Genomic DNA, 17,794 nt, shown 5'->3' with positions numbered 1-17,794 from the left:
CAGGCGCGGCGGCCGGCAGCGTTACTCCGCCGCGGGATCGAGCCCCAGCGCTTGCGCGCCGAGCACGAATTCGGGCAGCGTTCGCGCGCCCATCTTGCGCATCGCGTGGCCGCGATGGATCTTCACGGTGATTTCGCTGAGCCCCATCTCCGCGGCGATCTGCTTGTTGAGCAGGCCGCTCACCACGTACTTCATCACCTCGCGCTCACGCGGCGTCAACGTGCCGTAGCGGCGGCGAACGTCGGCGAGGCGACCGTCCGACTTGCGGCGCTTCTCGTCCTTCAGCAACGCATTCTGGACGACGTCCAGCATGTCCTGATCGCGGAACGGCTTCGACATGAAGTCCAATGCGCCGTTCTTCATCGCCTTCACCGACATGGCGACGTCGCCGTGCGCCGTGATGAAGATGATCGGCAACTGAAGATCGCCGGCGACGATCTGCTCCTGCAACGCGAGGCCGCTTTGGCCTTTGAGCCGGACGTCGAGAATCAGGCAGCTCGGCACATCGCGCTTGTCGAAATCGAGAAACTCCTGGGCCGACCCGAACAGCTCCACGCCGAGGCCGACGGAGCGAAACAGCCGGCCAAGCGCGTTGCGCATCGAGTCGTCGTCGTCGACGACATACACGACGGAGTTCGTTGCGATGAGATCGGGACCGTTGCTCATGGCTGCGTGATTCCTTCGACTGGTAGAACGAACTGCATCGATGTCCCCTCGTTTTCTTGTGATTCGGCCCAGATGCGGCCACCATGCCCTTCGACGATCGAACGGCAGATCGACAGGCCCATTCCCATGCCTTCCTTCTTGGTCGTGAAGAACGGCGTAAACAGCGAATCGGCGTCCTGCGTCTTGATCCCGTGGCCGGAGTCTTCCACCGTGATCTGCGCGTTCGCGCCGTCGACGAGCCGCGTCGACACGGCCAGCGTGCGCCTGCGGCCGGCGACGCCGCTCATCGCCTGCACGGCGTTCATCAGCAGATTGATGATCACCTGCTGCAACTGCACGCGATCGCCGCGCACCCACAGCGACGGCTGGCAGCTCTGCGCGACTTCGACGCCGTGGCTCTGCAGCTCGCGGCGCATCAGATCCATCGATTGCTCGACGAGCGACGTCACGTCGACGAGCGTATCGTCGCGGTCGTTGCGCTTCGCCATCGCGCGGATCTGACGAATGATATCGGTAGCGCGCCGCGCGTCGTCGGTCATTTGTTCGATCGAGTCGCGCACTTCGTCGAGATCCGGCACGTCGTGATTCAGCCAGCGAAGCCCGGCCTCGCCCGACGTCACGATCGCGGCCAACGGCTGCGTGACCTCGTGCGCGATCGACGCCGCGAGTTCGCCGAGCATCGTGACGCGCGTGACATGGGCCAGTTCCGCGCGCGAGCGCTCGAGCGCCTGCTCGGCCTGCCGGCGCGCCTCGATGTCGGTATTGACGCCGTACCAGCGGCGAATCCGGCCGTCCGCGTCGCGCAACGGCGCCGCGCCGATGATCATGCAGCGATACTCGCCGCTGCCGAGCTGGACGCGCGCCGTCACCTCGAACGGGCTGCCGGACGAAATCGCATCGTGCCAGGCCGCCTCGAGCGTCGCGATGTCGTCGGGATGGACGATGTCGCGCCACACGTCCGCGCCGTCGCCGGTTCTGACGTCGTAATCGGTCCAGCGGCGATTGAGGTACAGCAGGCGGCCGTCTTCCGCCGTGCTCCACACCATCGCGGGGATCGCATCGATCGTGGCCACCAGATCTTCCTTCTGGCGGCGCAGCTCGGCTTCCAGCGACTTCGCCTGCGTGATGTCGCTGTCGGTCGACAGAATCGCGACGGGCTGGCCCGACTTGTCGCGCGACACGATCCAGCGGCTGGAGATCAGCACCGTCTCGCCGTTCTTGCGCGTGCGCGTCAGCTCCCCTTGCCAGCAACCTTCGCGGATCGTCGTGTCGATCAGCTCGGCGATCGGCGCGGCGGCGGCCGTCTGCGTCAGCTCGTGGAACGCCGCGCCGAACGCTTCCGGCGCGCGCCATCCGTACAGACGCTCCGCGCCCTTGCTCCAGAAGCGGACGCGCCCGTCGAGGCCGTACACGACGATCGCGTCGTGCGTGAGGTTGAGCAGATCGACCTGGTTCTGCAGCATGGCCCGGCTGCTCTGATTGCGCAACGCGAGCGCCGACACCGTCACGATCGCTATGACGCTGACGATGCAACGCGCGAGCGAACTGACCGCGATCTGATCGCTTTGCGCGAGCAGGAAGCCGAGCACGGTCAGCGACACGCAGGCCCACGCCGTGCCGACGGTGACCGTCGTGGACGCCACCGACGCAACCAGCAGCACCACCACGACGTACAGCACGGCGACCGCGACGTCGACCGGCGCGAACGCGTCGACGAGGAACACCGCGAGACCCAGCGCGATCGCGACCGCGTACACCGCGCGCGGGCTGGTGCGCAGCTGCGCGTCGACATTGGGGCCGAGCGCGGACGCAGGCACCGCCGCAAGCTCGGGCGGCGCAATGATGTGGTCCACACGTACGCCGCGACCCTCGCTCATCTGGCGATTGCTATCCATATCTCGTGACTCGGTAAAAACGGATTTCGGATTACTGGGGGCCGCTGTTCGCGCCGACGTCCTCGAGGCGCTCCTGGATCTGCGCCGGGTCGACCGGTTTGCTGAACACGCAGATCGCGCCGAGCTTCATCGCCTGCTCGCGCGTTGCGTCGGATGGGAAAGCCGTGATGAAGATCACGGGAGGCGCCGGTCCGCGCTCGAGAAGGGCCGCATACATCTCCAAGCCGGTGATGCCCTTCATATGCACGTCGGAGATGATACACGCGACGTCGCCGATCGGATCGGCGTCGAGGAACGCCTCGGCGGACTCGTAGACGCGCACGTCCCAGCCCAGCGAGCGGACGAGACTGCGCGTCGCCCGACGGATGGACCGGTCATCATCGACGATGGAAACAATACCTCGGTTCGGCATACCAGCGGTCCTTGACCTTCAATTCAGAAAAATGGCGAGATCGCGCATTCGAGGTCCGCGGGCTCGACCGCATCCTATGCCGCCGGCATCGGCTCGAAAACTATACTTCGGTATAACGCCGCGCCCGAACCGCATGCCGTCGCCTCGTCAGCGCGGCTCACGCCGTGGCCGACAGCGGCTGGAAGCCCGCTGTAATGAACGGCCGCTCGCTGTTGTTGCGCTCGCTGTTCGGCGTCCAGTACGGCGCCGCGTCGCGCCCGCCGTTCGGCGCCGACGTGTGGTCGAAGCTGGCGATTTCCAGATCGCGAAGCTGCGTCTGCATCCAGTCGATGAACGCGCGGATCGACATCGGCACCTGGCGTCGATCCGGATACAGCACCGAAATCGGCAGCGGCGCCGGGCCGTACTCGCCGAGAATGCTGACGAGCGTGCCCCTCGCCAACTCCTCCGCGACCATCCGTTCGCTCACCTGCGCGATGCCGACGCCTTCGACCGCGTATCGAACGGCCGAACGCACGTCATTGACGGAAATGCGCTCCGCCAGCTTGAGCCGCGTCTCGGCGCCGTCCACCGTGTAACGGAACTCGCGGACCGGACCGAAGCGCCGCGGCGTGTAATGGATCACGTCGTGGCAATGTAGGCTGTCGGGGTCGACGGGCGTGCCGCGCGCCTTCAGATAGTCGGGGCTCGCCACCGTCACCGCATGGAAGTGCCCGACGCGCCGGCTGCGCAGCGACGAGTCGGCCAGCTGGCCGACCACGACCGCGCAGTCGACGCCGTTCGCGATCAGGCCGTCCGCGTCGCCGCCGACGTCGACCCGCAAGCCCACTTCCGGATGGTTCGCGCGGAACACCGGCAGGAACGGCAACACCGAATGCGCGACTTCCTGATCGAGATCCACCGCCAGCCGGCCGCGCGCGATCTTCCCGGCGCCGCTCAGTTGCTGCTGCATCAGCTCGATCTCGCCGAGAATGCGCTGGCAGTGCTCCTGATACTGCTCGCCCTCCGTGGTGAGCCGGACACAACGCGTGGAGCGCTGCAGCAGCGTTGCGCCGAGATGCTCCTCGAGCCGGCGCACCAGCGTGCTGGCCGATGCCGCGCTGATGCCGAGCATCTCGGCCGCCGCGGTGAAGCTGCCCAGGCGCGCGACCTGGCTGAACACTGACATCGCATGCAGGGTACGGTCCATGCTGTTCTCCGGAATTCGTTGCGGTAGAAGGATTGATGTGAAGTCTAGAGAACAGTCGGGCCGCGCAATATCACCAGATGGGAGTTCGCGCCTTATACGATGGTGTTAGGGCGCGCACCGCGGATGGCGTGCGGCGGGGGTTCGGGGGCGTGGCCAGAGGGTGGCGGGATGGGTCGGGCGGGACGCGCCGGGCGTGCTGCGGCGCGCTAGAGAACATCGGCACGCGCGGCCAGCCGGCCGCGCACGAAAGACCACTACTTCGACAAACTCAGATTCTTCGACAGCACCGCGCCGCTTGCGGGGTTCACCAGCGAAATCGTGTCGATATCCAGGTACAGCCGCGACGTGTGGGTCGTGATGTCGGTCGGCTCGTCGTCGGTCGGCTCCGCGTGCTCGACGTGTTCGGTCAGATACGGTTGCACCAGCCGCCCCGACAGCGCGATCGCGAATTCGCCGTGCGTTTGCGCGTACGCGGCGGACGAAAGCCGCACGCGCCCGCGCACGGTGGTCTTCCCGCCTTTGCCGGGATCGAGCTCGATGATGTCGATCCGCTGGATATAGCCTTTCGCTTTAGCCTCGGCGGCGATCACCAGCCCGCGCCCGCGCGGCCCCGTGATGGCCTTCCTGAGCAGGATGCCGGTGCGGCCTTCGCCATCGGCGTTGACCATGTCGACGTCCACCGTCAGCAGACGCTGCTGCGTCTGATACCGCAGCCCATACGTGGCCGGCACGAGGAACGTCACCTTGCGATCCAGGCCGATCGCGGCCAGCTCGGGGTTCGCGCGATGCTTGTCGCCGCCCGGGATCAGGCGGCGGACGCGATCGCCCAGCGACGCCGGCGTGCTCGCGAGATGCCGCTGCGCGAGCGCGTCGCGGATCGCAACGGGATCGTCGCCGACGACACGCGCCGGGGCCGACGGCTCGCGCGCGCCGGCCGGCGAGGCGTGTGCCGCGTGTGCCGCGTGTGGCGGGCGCGCCGGCTCAACGACGCGCTCGGCCGCCGCATATGTCGCGGTCGGGGCCAGCATCAGCGCCGCCATCGGCACGCACAGCACCCGCAGCAGATCCAGACGACCCAACATGGAATTCCGGTGAAACACGACAAGCTCCCGATTTTGTGGCGAAACGCCCGGCCGGGCGGCAGTGGCCGACCGGCAACGCGACCGTAGCGCGCAGACTACGCGAATCGACGACGCGCGAACAGCGCCCCGACGTGCATGATGCAACGGCTTCCCGTTGCGCGTCGCGAAGCCGCCGCTGCCCCGTCACGCATGCCCGTCGTCGCGCCGATATTCGGCCGGCGCCTTGCCGACCAGCTTGCGAAAATCGCGCGTGAAATGCGCCTGGTCGAAATACCCGAGCGAATGGGCGAGTTCCGCGAGATCGACCGGCTCGCCGCCCGCGAGCCGGTCGGCGGCCTCGTGCAGACGATAACGACAAATCACCCATTTCGGCGTCACGCCCACGTAGCTGGAAAAGAGCTGCTGCAGCGTGCGCTCGCTCAACCCCGCACGCTCGGCGAGATCGCGCACCTGCGTGAGCGCCGCGTCCTGCTGCAGCAACCGCAGAATCGCATCGATGCGCTCGACCTGCGGATCGGCCGGCGGTAGCACGCGCAACAGCAGCGCCTCCGCGGCGGCAACCATCGCCGCATCGTCGCCGGCGCCGAGCACGGCGTTCTCGGCGTCGGCCTCGTCGAGCCCGAGCGTCGACACCGGCAACACCTTGTCCGTCATCAGGTGCACCGGCTTGCCGAAGAACGCGCGGAACGCGCCCGGCCGGAACCGCAGCCCGAGCACGCGTCCCGCGCCGGCGAGCGTCGTCTCGAACGCGCCGGACACCACGCCGAAGATGCCCGTGCGCCGGCGATCGAACACGAGGTTCACGCACGGATACGGCAGCGTGCGCTGCACGTGCGGCGGCTGATCGCGCAAGTCCCACTCGACGATCCAGTGGTGGTCCAGCACGCCGGCGAGTTCGGCGCGCGGATAGTAGCGATTCAGGCGGAAACGCTGATTGAGGGCTTTCGGGCCGACGACGCCTTTCGGTGTGTCGGTCACGTGACGCAGGGCGGTCATGGCGACGAACCGTTGGGGTGACCGCGCGATGATGCACCGCCACGGCGGGTTTTTCCAATACGGCGCCGCGCGATCGGCCTACATTGAGCGCTTGTCCCATCCCCCACCGGAGCCCGCGATGCCGCACGACCGCCACCTGACCCTCTATCACTCGCCGCGCAGCCGGTCGGCCGGCGCACGCATGCTGCTCGAAGAGCTCGGCGCCGACTATGAGATCCACGCGTTCGACCTGTCCGCCGGCAAGCAGCACGAACCCGAGTTCCTTCGCCTCAACCCGCTGGGCAAGGTGCCCACGCTGTGCCACGGCGACGTGATCGTCACCGAGCAGACGGCCGTCTATCTGTACGCGGCCGAGCTGTATCCGGAAGCCGGCCTGTCGCCGGCGCCCGGCGACGCGCTGCGCGGCCCGTATCTGCGCTGGATGGCGTTCTACGGTTCGTGCTTCGAGCCGGCCATCGTCGACCGCTCGATGAACCGCGCGCCGGCCGCGTATTCGACCTCGCCATACGGCGACTTCGACACCGTCGTCGGCGCGGTCGGCGCGCAACTGGCCGGCGGCCCGTATCTGCTCGGCGAGCGGTTTACCGCAGCCGACGTGCTGTGGGGCTCGGCGCTGAGCTGGACCACGATGTTCAAGCTGATGCCGGAAACGCCGCCCGTGCGCGCGTATATCGACCGCGTGCTGGCCCGCCCGGCGATCCAGCGCGCGCAGGCCGCAGATGCGGCGCTCGCGGCCGAACAGGATCGGGCGAAGGCGGCAGCCGCGGACGGCCGGTAGCGCGGCGGCGGGCGCGATCGTCGCGGGATGCGCCGCATGCGACGGTCCGTCCGCCGAACCCGCAAGAAAATAAATTCGCCATATTCGATAACGATAAAACGTTATTCCACATCGTTCTGAATCCACGGCTGAATTTGGATCCTTTTTCCCCGCTCACCCTCGTATCATTTCCTCCGTCACGAAAAGAACGAGCCGATCAGCACATGAGCGATACCACCCCGCTGCACTACCTCGACTACGCCGCCACCACGCCCGCCGATCCGCGCGTGATCGAAGCGATGATGGCCTGCCTCGGCGCCGACGGCATCTTCGGCAACCCGGCGTCGAGCTCGCACGCCGCCGGCCGGCTGGCGAAGCAGAAGGTCGAGCACGCACGCGCCCAGGTCGCGGCGCTGATCGGCGCGGACGCCGACGAGATCGTCTGGACCTCGGGCGCGACCGAATCGAACAACCTCGCGCTGAAGGGCTACGCGGAAACCGCGACCGGCAAGCGCCACCTGATCACGAGCCGCCTCGAACACAAGGCGATCCTCGACACGACGGCGAACCTGTCGAAGCACGGAATGACGGTCACCTATCTGTCGCCGAACGCCGACGGCGAAATCACCGCCGACGCCGTAGCCGCGGCACTCAGCGCCGATACGGGGCTCGTGTCGCTGATGCTCGTCAACAACGAGCTGGGCACGCTGACCGACATCGGCGCGATCTCGCGCATCGTCCACGCGGCCGGCGCGCTGTTGCACGTCGACGCCGCGCAGGCGCTCGGCAAGACGCCGATCGACGTGCGCGCGCTCGGCATCGACCTGCTGTCGATGTCCGCGCACAAGGTATATGGCCCGAAAGGGATCGGCGCGCTGTTCGTCCGCCGCGACATCGCGGATCGCATCGCGCCGCAGATCCACGGCGGCGGACACGAGCGCGGCCTGCGTTCGGGCACGCTCGCGACGCATCAGATCGTCGGGATGGGCGTCGCGTGTGAATTGGCCGCCGACAAGCTCGAGCGCGAAGCCGCACGGATCGCGGCGCTCAGCGCACGCGTGAAGGACGCGCTGCTCGCGCTCGGCGACATCACACACAACGCGGCAGCGGCGCGCCGCATTCCGCACACGATGAGCTTCACCGTCGACGTGCCGGGCTTCTTCCCGTTCATGCTCGGCGATGCGCTCGCGGTGTCGTCGACGTCCGCGTGCAACTCGACGAGCGGTGCGCCGTCGCACGTGCTGACCGCGATCGGCCTCGATGCCGCCGCCGCGAGCCGCACGGTGCGCATCAGCTTCGGCCGCTTCACGACGGAACAGGACGCCGAGTTCGCGATCGCGTGTTTCGCTCGCGCGCTCGAACAATGCCGGGCCGCGGCCGCGACCGGCTTCACCGCGTCGCGGCAGATCACGCCGGCCGAGCTGACGGCGATTCGTCATGCGGGCTTCCGTGCGGTGATCTGCAACCGGCCGGACGGCGAAAGCGCCGACCAGCCGGCATTCGACGAGATCGCCGCCGCGGCGCGTGAACTCGGGCTCGACGCGCGCTATCTGCCGGTCGAGCGCGACGGGATCGACGATGCGCAGGTCGACGCGTTCGGCGCGCTGGTCGATGCGCTGCCGAAGCCGGTGCTCGCGTATTGTCGAAGCGGCAGCCGCTCCGCGCTGCTGTGGAACCGGCTGACCGAGCGCCGCGCGGTCACGGTTTGAACGCGGCCGCGCGGGCCGTGTAATGCGGCCCGCGCATTCGCGCTCGCGGTGTCACCCAGACCGGCGTCACCGACACACCGGAACGCGCATCACCCGTAGACCGGGAAACGCTTGGTCAGCTCGGCCACTTGCGCGCGCACGCGCTCGAGCGTCGCCGCATCTTCCGGGTTCTCCAGCACGTCCGCGATCAGGTTGCCCACCTGCTCCGCTTCCGCCGGACCGAAGCCGCGCGTCGTCATCGCCGGCGAGCCCAGCCGCACGCCGCTCGTCACGAACGGCTTTTCCGGATCGTTCGGAATCGCGTTCTTGTTCACCGTGATGTGCGCCGCACCCAGCGCCGCTTCCGCCGCCTTGCCCGTGATGTGCTTCGCTCGCAGGTCCACCAGCATCACGTGGCTTTCCGTGCGGCCCGACACGATCCGCAGCCCGCGCTTCACCAGCGTCTCGGCCAGCACCCGCGCGTTCTCCACCACCTTTTGCTGATACGCCTTGAACTCCGGCGACAGCGCTTCCTTGAACGCCACCGCCTTCGCCGCGATCACGTGCATCAGCGGGCCGCCCTGGATGCCCGGGAAGATCGCCGAATTGATCTGCTTCTCGTACTCCGCCTTCATCAGGATCACGCCGCCGCGCGGGCCGCGCAGGCTCTTGTGCGTGGTCGTCGTCACGAAGTCAGCGTGCGGCACCGGGTTCGGATACACGCCCGCCGCGATCAGCCCAGCGTAGTGCGCCATGTCCACCATCAGGTACGCGCCGACCGACTTCGCGATCTGCGCCATACGCGCGAAGTCGATCTTCAGCGCGAACGCCGAGGCGCCCGCGACGATCAGCTTCGGCTTGTGCTCCTGCGCGAGCTTTTCCGCCGCGTCGTAATCGATGTCTTCGTTTTCGTTCAGCCCGTAGCTCACCACGTTGAACCACTTGCCCGACATGTTCACCGGCGAGCCGTGCGTCAGGTGCCCGCCGTGCGCGAGGCTCATCCCCATGATCGTGTCGCCCGGCTTGAGCATCGCGAAGAACACGCCCTGGTTCGCCTGCGAGCCCGAGTTCGGCTGCACGTTCGCCGCTTCCGCGCCGAACAGCTGCTTCACGCGATCGATCGCCAGCTGCTCGACCACGTCGACGTACTCGCAGCCGCCGTAGTAGCGCTTGCCCGGATAACCTTCCGCGTACTTGTTCGTGAGCTGCGAGCCCTGTGCGGCCATCACGGCCGGGCTCGTGTAGTTTTCCGACGCGATCAACTCGATGTGGTCTTCCTGGCGGCGGTTCTCGTTCTGGATGGCGGCCCACAGTTCCGGATCGACGTTCGCGACGGTGCTGGTAGTGCGATTGAACATGATGATGGATCGAAAGAGAGTGATGGATGAACCGCGCAGGCGGCCGTGCCGAGGCGTTCGACGACGTCGACGGCCATGCCGCCGCGCGATGTCGGCTCGGCGGTCATGCGGCATCGCCATTCCAGCAGACGCCGATCGGTTCAGATAGAAGGATTGCGACAATCCGCTAGGACGCCTCGCGCGGCGCGCGGGCCTTTCGCGGAACGAATCATCGCCGGCGACGCGACGTGCAGCGCTCGCGTGGCGGAAACATCAGACATGAACTGCGGCCGGCGGCCGGCGTCGCCGACACGTGCAGGAGTGCAGCACGATGTCGGGCGAGCGGCAGCGGGCGCCCGCGCGCGACGCGAGACACGACCGGACGCGCGCCTCGGGCCGCCGACGTGCGCGACGGCGCGTCGATGAGGAAAGCCGCGGCCGAAGCTGCGCCGCGGCATGCCGGCGGCCGATCGTCGCGGTCGTCGCGCTCGCCACGGCCGGCCGATGCCGTCCCGGCACCGACCGTCGCGCTGCGCCCGCGCAAGACCGCTACGCGGTCACTCGTCGTCCTGCTGCTCCTGCTGCTCCTGCTGCGCCTGCACCTGCCGCTGCTGGATGAACTGCCGCACGTCGCTCATCGTCACGCGGCCGGTATGCTTGGCGTCGATCTCGTCGAAGTGCTTCGCGACGAAGCCGAGCCCGCTGCTCTGCGCCTGCGCCTTCGTCACGGCCGCGCCGTTGCTCAACACCGTGTTGCCGCCGAGCCGCGCGTCGACGCGCTGCTGTGCCTGTTGCTGCAGCGTCGCGCCGGTCGAAGGCAACACCGGCGCCGCGCGCGTCGACGGAAAGAACGGGCCGTCGACGCCGTGCGCGCCGGGCGGCAGCTTCACCGGCGCGACCGCCTGCGGCGGCAGCGCATACGCACCGCTCGTCACGGCGCCGACGACGATCACCGCAGCCATACGTCGCATCAAATTGATTGGAGACATGATCACTCGCATTCGATGGATGAATAGAAGGTTCCTCGTTCGCAACGGGTCCGGCGCTTACGGCGCCGCGGCAACCGTGGTCGCGGCGCTCGCGCCCGGCGCGCTGCCGGTCGGCGTGCCGGCCGGGTTCTCGTCCGGCCACGGCGGCGGCAGCGTATGCAGCGTCAGTGCGGTCGGAATCCGCCGGCCCTGATAGAAGATCCTCAGATCGCGCTTCATCTGCGGGCGCGCGACGTCGTCGAGATACGTCATGTGGCCGCCCTGGAAGAAATTCACCTGCAGCTTCGGATTCAAACCCTTCACCGTCTGCAGACGAGCGAGCTGCTTCTCGGTGTTGAAGAACGGCGTCGCCAGATCGTGCAGGCCGTTCTCCGCGAGCACCTGCAGCTTCGGGTTGAGCTGCAGCGCGCCGAGCAGATCGGGGATCGTGTCGGGCATCGGCTGGCCGTCGTGCGAGAAGTCCCACACCTGGATGATGTTGTCGTTCAGCGGCAGGTAGGTCGCGTTCGGCGCGGTATAGCCGAGGTAATCGGGCATCTGCGTCGCGAGCGCGTTCGTGAACGACTGCGAGATCAGGATGTCCGACGGATCGCCGTCGGTCTGCAAGCGCGGATCGGAATTCGGCAACGACACGCGTCCGTCGTAGCGGCCGATCGTCGTGCCGGGCAGCAGGCTCGTGCCGAACGGATTCGCGTTGAAGTAGCCGCGCAGCGCCTGCATCGTGAGGCTCGACGGGATCGACCACAGCTTGAGCGTCGCATCGCTCGGGAACACCGGTGTGCCGAGCGCATCCGGAATGCCGAGCTGGCTGAGCACCCACGACTGCGAATACCGCTGCAGCTGGTTGTAGATCAGCGTGGTGAACAGCTCCGTCTGCAACGCATACAGATACGGATTCACCGGCGTCGGCGACACCTGGTTGAAGTATTCGGCGACGGCCGCGTAGCCGGGCAGGTAACCGGCCACGGTATCGGTGTCGAGCAGCAGCCCGTCGGTCGACTGCGTGATCGCGACCGCTTCCACCGCATCGGCGAAGTAGTTGAGGATCGCCGACTGCAGCACGATGCCCGTCAGGTGCACGCCGGCCGATTCGAGCGCGAGCGCCAGCATGTCGGTGCGCGGCGTGCCGTACGACTCGCCGTACAGGTAGAGCGGCGACGCGCTGCGGCCGTTCACGTTCAGGTAGCGCTGGATGAAGTCGCGCATGATGTTGACGTCCGCGTCCGAGCTCCAGTATTTCTGGTTCGTGTTCGGCAACACGGCTTCGGACAGCCCGGTTCCGGGCGGATCGATGAACACGAGGTCGGTCGTGTCGATCAGGCTCTCCGCGTTGTCGACGAGCGGATAGTTCGGCCAGTTGCTGCCGAACAGCGGGTCGGGCGTCGCGACGCGCGTGGGCGCGAACGAGCCGAGCCGCAGCCAGATCGACGACGAGCCGGGCCCGCCGTTATAGACGAACGTGACCGGCCGCGGCTTGCCGTTCGCGCTCGGCGCCGTGTACGCGACGTACGACATCGACGCTTCCGCATTGCCGTTCGCGTCCTGCGCGGTCAGGTGGCCGGTGGTCGTCGTGTAGTCGATCGTGGTGCCGCCGGACTTCCACTGGTAGTGCATCACGGCCGCCTTCTCCGCGACTTGCGCGGGCGCGAGGCCGTCGGTCGCGTTCATCGAATAGGCGACCGGGTCGACGTACGGCTGGTTCGCCGCCGGCGTCGCATCGCCGCTCGCCTGCTGCGCGGCGGCCTGCCGGCTCGCGGCCGCCTGCGCGAGGCTCGATGCGCCGACCGACGACGAATCGTCGCCGCCGCAGCCCGCCAGCACGAGCGTCGCGACGGTCAATGCGCCTAGCGCGGCCAGCCGGGCGCGGCGTATGGCGCGACTGCGGGTACTGCTGCTGTCTGGTTTCATCTCTGTCCTTTGTGTCGGGTTGGATACCGCTTCACACAGGCCGTCGTCGCCGGCAACGAACGCACAGGCGCACCCGCCACTCGCGTTGCACGGTCGGCAGACGGCGGTTGGGGATTGGACTTCTTCGAGAGACCGAATTCGCTACGGACACAGCACACTGCTGGCGGAGAATGATGCCGAGACGCCGCCCCCTTGCAGTTTTGAATACTTTTTTATTACGCGGTTTTACGACACCACAAAAATAGGCGGTGCTGCGCCGCGTTGTCAAAGATCATTCGGATATTAAAAAATCGCCGATGATGCAAACGGCCGTCAGTGTCTGGGATTTGAAAGACCGCGGCGCAGGCCCGCGTGGGCAGCGGCAGGAGAGCCGTTTCGTATTCGACGCGAGCGCCGTCACCCTTGTCGCACGGCGTTCTACGAAACGGCGCATCGCGCGGCGAATGCTTTCAGATCGGTGAATCGTCTCTTTCGTTTTTATTATTTAAAACCGATTCGAATGGCGCGCTGATTTGAATCCGCGACCGCCCATAAAATACCGATTCAAATCGGTTTCAGGTTGGCGAGTGGAATTATTTACACGATGACGGAATCGCATCGCAAGCGACGCGGCATCGGCGACGCGGCTGAATGAACCGATATTCTCGTGAACCGTGGCGCATCGTATTGCGGGTCGCCCGCGAATGACGCGGGCGACCCGTGAAGCGGAGAACATGACGGCGACGTGCGGCGTCACCGCCGCCCACGCTCAGCGCGCGCGGCCCGGCAGCGCGATGTCGATCAGCACCGGATCGTGATCCGACGACCGATATGCATCGGGCGCGTAGTAGGTCTTCTGCTGGTCGGCCGACTTGTAGGCGAGCGTGTACTGCAGCGCGAGCGGCTCGTCCGCGTTGATGTGCCACTCGTGCACGGCCTTCACGTGCGCGGCGAGCGGCAGCGACGCGAGCGCGTGATCGAGATAACCGGCCTCGCCGTTGTACACGTAGCTGTACGCGTTCGCGCCGATCCAGCGCGACACGAGGTTGCGGTAGCCGCGCGATTCGAGCGTGCGGATCGGGTCTTCATGCGTGTAGCTGTTGAAATCGCCGATCAGCAGCGTGCCTTGCCCGGCGACGCCGGTTGGCGTGCCGGCCAGCCAGTCGGCGAGTTTCGCGGCCGCACGCGCGCGCGTCGCGTTCCAGCAGCCCTGGCCGTCGCCCTGGTCGAGGTCGTCGTTCGCCGCATCGGGGCAGTTCTTCGACTTCAGATGATTGACGGCGATCGTCAGCGCGTGCCTGCCGCCGATGCGGCGGAACGATTGCGCGAGCGGCTGGCGGTTCCGCTCGTCGATCGCCAGCGTCGCCGCGCGGCCGACCGGTTCGACCGTGCGGCTGTCGTAGATCATCGCGACCGCGATCGCGTCGCCGCCCAGGCGCGACGCGCCCGGATCGACCACGCGCCAGCGGCTGCCGAGCTTTGCCGCGAGCTGGCGCACCGCGCCCAGTTCGCCGTAGCCGTTGTTCTGGATCTCCATCAGGCCGATCACGTCGGCATCGAGCGCCTGCAGCGCGCTGACGATCTTCGCCTCCTGACGCTGGAATTCCTCGTAAGTCTTCGCGCCGCGGTTGTTCGGATCGTCGAAGCCGCCGCCCAGCCCGTTGCCGTTGAAGTAATTGAGCACGTTGAACGACGCGACGCGCAGATTCGAGTTCGGATCGCGCGCGGGCGCGCGGGTGCGCGGGTTCGCACGCGCGTCGAACGCCGGCGCGGCCGCGCCGGGCAGCGGCTGCACGCGCCACGCGCCGTAACGCACCTCGAGCACGCCGTCGACGCCGCGCACCGTGTAGCCCGAGCGCAGCGTGTTCGCCGCCGACAGCGCGGGCGCCGGATACGGGACGCTCGCCGGGTTCTGCCGGTTCGAGCCGTCGTCGAGAATCAGCCGGTTGCGCGCGTTCGCGTCCATCAGCGTGCGCGCCTGCGCCGGCGGCACCACGCTCGTCGGCGTGCGCAGGCGGCCGTTGCTCAGCAGCACGCTGCCGTAGCGGCCCAGCTCGTAGTTGTCGGTGACGGTCAGCGTCTGCGGCAGGCGCACGCGCATCCCTTCATACGCGGCGAACGCGGCCGGGGCGCCGACCGGCAGCGTCAGCGTCGCCGGCGTGACCGTCTGGCCGTTCGCGCACACCGCGATCGCGCCGGCCAGCGTGAGCTGCGTCTGCCCGTATTTCTCTTCGACCTTGCCGGTCACGTGAACGAGATCGCCGGCCGTCGCGCGCGTCTTCGGCGCATAGACGAACAGCCCTTCGGACACGCCCGGCTGATTGCGCCGCTGCGCGTCGGCCTGCTGGACGAAGAAGCCGCCGAAGCCGTCCGCGCCGCCGAAGTCGGCGGTGACGACCGCTTCGATCGACACGTTCTGGCCGGCGAGCGGCGACGGCGCGCCGGGCCCCTGGATGTCGGCGATCGGCGTCGTGCTGCCGCCGCAGTTCGCGCTGACGGGCGCGGCGGTGGCGGCAACGACGGGCGCGGCGAGCGCGGGCAGCAGCAGGAGCGGCGCAAACAGGCGAAGTGTCGAGCGCATGACGGGAAACCCGGTTGTGAGTGTGCCGAAAGCTTAGCCGCGGTCGATGACAGTTGTTAGTAACCAAACGACAGATGGATGTAATGTGCGGCACGGCGCTTGCTCCGCGATACGGTACGCACGTTCGTCGGCAGCCGGCCCGCCGTGCAGGCCCGAATGCAGCCCCGAGCGCATGCCCGCACCAGCTTGCCGAAAGCATCGGGCTCGGCTAGACTGCCGTTCGTCTTTGGGGAGTAGCCTGCTTTCCGCTCTGGAAAGCGAACGCGTCAACATACTCGGCTTGCGGCCGTGGCGCGTTCGGCCGAATCGGCTTGGCGAGACCATCGACGCATCGCGCCGTTCCGGGTCGGACGTCGGCAGATGCGTCATGGTTCGTCAACGTCCGACCACGGAGCCCCCATGTCCTTCGTCCCTTTCCCGTCGCGCTTCGTCCGCTTCCGCCATCCCGCCAACGCCAACCCGCGCGCGTGCGGAGGTGCCGCATGACGTTGATGCTCGTCGAACTGGCGTTCATGCTGATCGTCATCCTGATCGCCGCCGAACTCTTCACCAATGCGCTCGAACATCTCGGCGAACGCCTGAAGATCTCCGAAGGCGTGACGGGTTCGCTGTTCGCGGCCGTCGGCACCGCGCTGCCCGAGACGACGGTGCCGGTGCTCGCGCTGATCGGCGGCACGTCGAACGCCGCGGTGAACGAGGAAATCGGCGTCGGCGCGATTCTCGGCGCGCCGCTGATGCTCGCGACGCTCACCACCTTCCTGATGACGCTCGCCGTGATCCGCTCGCGCGGCGTGACCGGCACCATCGCACCCGAGCGCAGCGGCTTCGTGCGCGACCTGAACTACTTCATCGCCGCGTTCACGCTCGCGACGGTCGCGATGTTCGTCCCGCATCACGTCTGGGCGGTGCGCGCGATGCTCGGCGCGATGCTGGTCGGCATCTACGTGATGTACGTGGTGATGACGCTGCGCGCGTCGACGCAGCTCGTCGACGCCGGGCACGGCACCGAGGCGCCGCACACGATGTTCCTGTCGCGCACCGGGCTGCCGACCAATCTGGCGACCATCGCGCTGCAGCTCGCCGTCGGCGTCGCGCTGCTGGTCGGCGGCGCGAAGGGCTTCATTCACGGCGTCGACGGCGTGTCGCAACTGCTCGGCATCTCGCCGCTGCTGCTGTCGCTGATCATCGTGCCGATCGCGACCGAGCTGCCGGAGAAGGTCAACAGCGTGCTGTGGATTCGCCGCTCGAAGGACACGCTCGCGTTCGGCAACATCACCGGCGCGATGGTGTTCCAGGGCACGCTGCTGCCGGCGATCGGCATCATGCTGACGCCGTGGGAGCCGCGCGCCGAAGTGCTGACCGGCGTGGTCATCACGCTCGCGGCGGCAGTGTGGCTGCGCGTCAATGCGCGGGCGCGCGGGCTCGCGATCTGGGCGCTGCTCGCGAACGGCGCCGGCTATGCCGGCTATCTGTACGTGACGCTCACGCGTTGAATGCGCGCGGGCCTCGCCATTCGCGCCGAGGCCCGCGTGCGCCGGTCAGGCGGCGTTCGCCAGCCCGTCGGCCTGCAGCACCTGCTGTACGGCCGCCCGCGCCCGCACACGCTCGTACCAGCTGCGCAGGTTCGCATGGCGGCTCAGGTCGATGTCCGCGTCGTACACCGAGCGCAGCCAGCCGGCCTTGCCCCAGCCGGTCAGCGCGAACAGATACGCATCGGCGATCGTGAAGGTGTCGCCCGTCAGATACGTGTGGCCGTCGAGCTGCCGGTCGATCCATGCAAAGCGGCTGTCGAGCTTCCGGCGCACCGGATCGACGTATTTGCCCGCCTGTACCGCGTACAGCAACGGAATGAACCCCTTGTGGATCTCCGTGCCGAGGAAGTTCAGCCATTCCATCAGCCGGTAGCGCGTGAGCGTTCCGTATGCCGGCGCGAGTCCGGCTTCGGGGCGCCGGTCGGCCAGATACTGCGCGATCACGGGGCCTTCGCGCAGCGTGGTGCCGTCGTCGAGCACGAGCAGCGGCACGTAGCCGAGTTCGTTCACGGCACGATAGTCGCGGCCATCGTCGAACCGATGCCGGCGCGCGTCCACCGTGACGATCTGCGCGTCGAATTGCGCTTCGCGCAGCACGATGCAGATCGCCTGCGAGCAGCTGCCGGGAGCGTGATAGAGCTTCATGCGTTTCCTTGTGTGAATGTTTCGTATCTCTCTCGATTCGCCGCGACGCGGGCGCTAATATCTCGCATCGGCGCGGCGCTGAGAAGAAGGCAGTCGTTTGTGCCGTAGTCACAAAAAAGTTACCGACGCAGAGTCATC

14 protein-coding genes and 1 riboswitch are annotated in these 17,794 nt (G+C 67.5%); of the genes, 3 read left to right on the top strand and 11 right to left on the bottom strand.

The window, feature by feature from the left end:
- Positions 1–21: 21 nt before the first annotated feature.
- The 6 genes from MBR110_RS24195 to MBR110_RS24170 all read right to left on the bottom strand — a co-directional run bounded on the left by MBR110_RS24195 (position 22) and on the right by MBR110_RS24170 (position 6,240).
- On the bottom strand, positions 22–666 hold the full coding sequence (locus MBR110_RS24195) for a response regulator transcription factor (RefSeq protein ID WP_011881296.1): 645 nt from the start codon (positions 664–666) through the stop codon (positions 22–24).
- Positions 663–2,561, bottom strand: coding sequence for an ATP-binding protein (locus tag MBR110_RS24190; RefSeq protein ID WP_059739748.1), 1,899 nt, complete (start codon positions 2,559–2,561; stop codon positions 663–665). Before MBR110_RS24190 ends, MBR110_RS24195 begins: the two co-directional genes overlap by 4 nt.
- Positions 2,562–2,592: 31 nt before the next feature.
- Positions 2,593–2,973: a response regulator transcription factor gene (locus MBR110_RS24185; RefSeq protein WP_011881294.1), complete on the bottom strand. Its 381-nt coding sequence runs from the start codon at positions 2,971–2,973 to the stop codon at positions 2,593–2,595.
- A 157-nt stretch (positions 2,974–3,130) separates the two neighbouring features.
- The gene (locus MBR110_RS24180) at positions 3,131–4,162 is read right to left on the bottom strand and encodes a LysR family transcriptional regulator (protein ID WP_059463898.1); all 1,032 of its coding nucleotides are present in this window, start codon (positions 4,160–4,162) and stop codon (positions 3,131–3,133) included.
- Positions 4,163–4,416: 254 nt separating this feature from the next.
- Positions 4,417–5,244: a hypothetical protein gene (locus MBR110_RS24175; protein ID WP_014724384.1), complete on the bottom strand. Its 828-nt coding sequence runs from the start codon at positions 5,242–5,244 to the stop codon at positions 4,417–4,419.
- Positions 5,245–5,427: 183 nt separating this feature from the next.
- On the bottom strand, positions 5,428–6,240 hold the full coding sequence (locus tag MBR110_RS24170) for an AraC family transcriptional regulator (RefSeq protein ID WP_011881291.1): 813 nt from the start codon (positions 6,238–6,240) through the stop codon (positions 5,428–5,430).
- A gap of 118 nt (positions 6,241–6,358) precedes the next feature.
- On the opposite strand from MBR110_RS24170, the gene MBR110_RS24165 reads away from it, so the two are divergent.
- Positions 6,359–7,018, top strand: coding sequence for a glutathione S-transferase family protein (locus MBR110_RS24165; RefSeq protein ID WP_181709382.1), 660 nt, complete (start codon positions 6,359–6,361; stop codon positions 7,016–7,018).
- Between the two features lie 203 nt (positions 7,019–7,221).
- On the top strand, positions 7,222–8,706 hold the full coding sequence (locus tag MBR110_RS24160) for an aminotransferase class V-fold PLP-dependent enzyme (protein ID WP_046425826.1): 1,485 nt from the start codon (positions 7,222–7,224) through the stop codon (positions 8,704–8,706).
- A gap of 89 nt (positions 8,707–8,795) precedes the next feature.
- Here the strand turns inward: MBR110_RS24160 and glyA are convergent, their stop codons facing one another.
- The 4 genes from glyA to MBR110_RS24140 all read right to left on the bottom strand — a co-directional run bounded on the left by glyA (position 8,796) and on the right by MBR110_RS24140 (position 15,479).
- Entirely contained in the window at positions 8,796–10,043 is a 1,248-nt protein-coding gene (gene glyA / locus MBR110_RS24155) for a serine hydroxymethyltransferase (RefSeq protein ID WP_045578297.1), read from the bottom strand.
- Between the two features lie 536 nt (positions 10,044–10,579).
- A complete protein-coding gene (locus tag MBR110_RS24150; RefSeq protein WP_233623910.1) occupies positions 10,580–11,011 on the bottom strand; it encodes a 2-oxoglutarate dehydrogenase in 432 nt (143 codons plus the stop codon).
- Between the two features lie 57 nt (positions 11,012–11,068).
- Positions 11,069–12,919: a S10 family serine carboxypeptidase-like protein gene (locus MBR110_RS24145; RefSeq protein ID WP_181709380.1), complete on the bottom strand. Its 1,851-nt coding sequence runs from the start codon at positions 12,917–12,919 to the stop codon at positions 11,069–11,071.
- Between the two features lie 748 nt (positions 12,920–13,667).
- A complete protein-coding gene (locus MBR110_RS24140) occupies positions 13,668–15,479 on the bottom strand; it encodes an ExeM/NucH family extracellular endonuclease (protein WP_014724375.1) in 1,812 nt (603 codons plus the stop codon).
- Between the two features lie 216 nt (positions 15,480–15,695).
- Positions 15,696–15,831, top strand: a riboswitch (yybP-ykoY riboswitch).
- A gap of 130 nt (positions 15,832–15,961) precedes the next feature.
- Between MBR110_RS24140 and MBR110_RS24135 the strand changes: the two genes are divergently transcribed.
- Positions 15,962–16,972, top strand: a complete 1,011-nt coding sequence (locus MBR110_RS24135; protein WP_014724374.1) for a sodium:calcium antiporter — start codon at positions 15,962–15,964, stop codon at positions 16,970–16,972.
- Positions 16,973–17,017: 45 nt separating this feature from the next.
- Here MBR110_RS24135 and MBR110_RS24130 read toward each other — a convergent pair whose 3' ends face one another.
- A complete protein-coding gene (locus tag MBR110_RS24130; RefSeq protein ID WP_181709379.1) occupies positions 17,018–17,656 on the bottom strand; it encodes a glutathione S-transferase C-terminal domain-containing protein in 639 nt (212 codons plus the stop codon).
- Positions 17,657–17,794: the final 138 nt, after the last annotated feature.

Origin of the sequence: Burkholderia sp. MBR-1, from assembly GCF_013822785.1 — a bacterium.
Classification (GTDB): domain Bacteria; phylum Pseudomonadota; class Gammaproteobacteria; order Burkholderiales; family Burkholderiaceae; genus Burkholderia; species Burkholderia vietnamiensis.
This window is presented reverse-complemented; position numbering and strand designations above follow the sequence as displayed.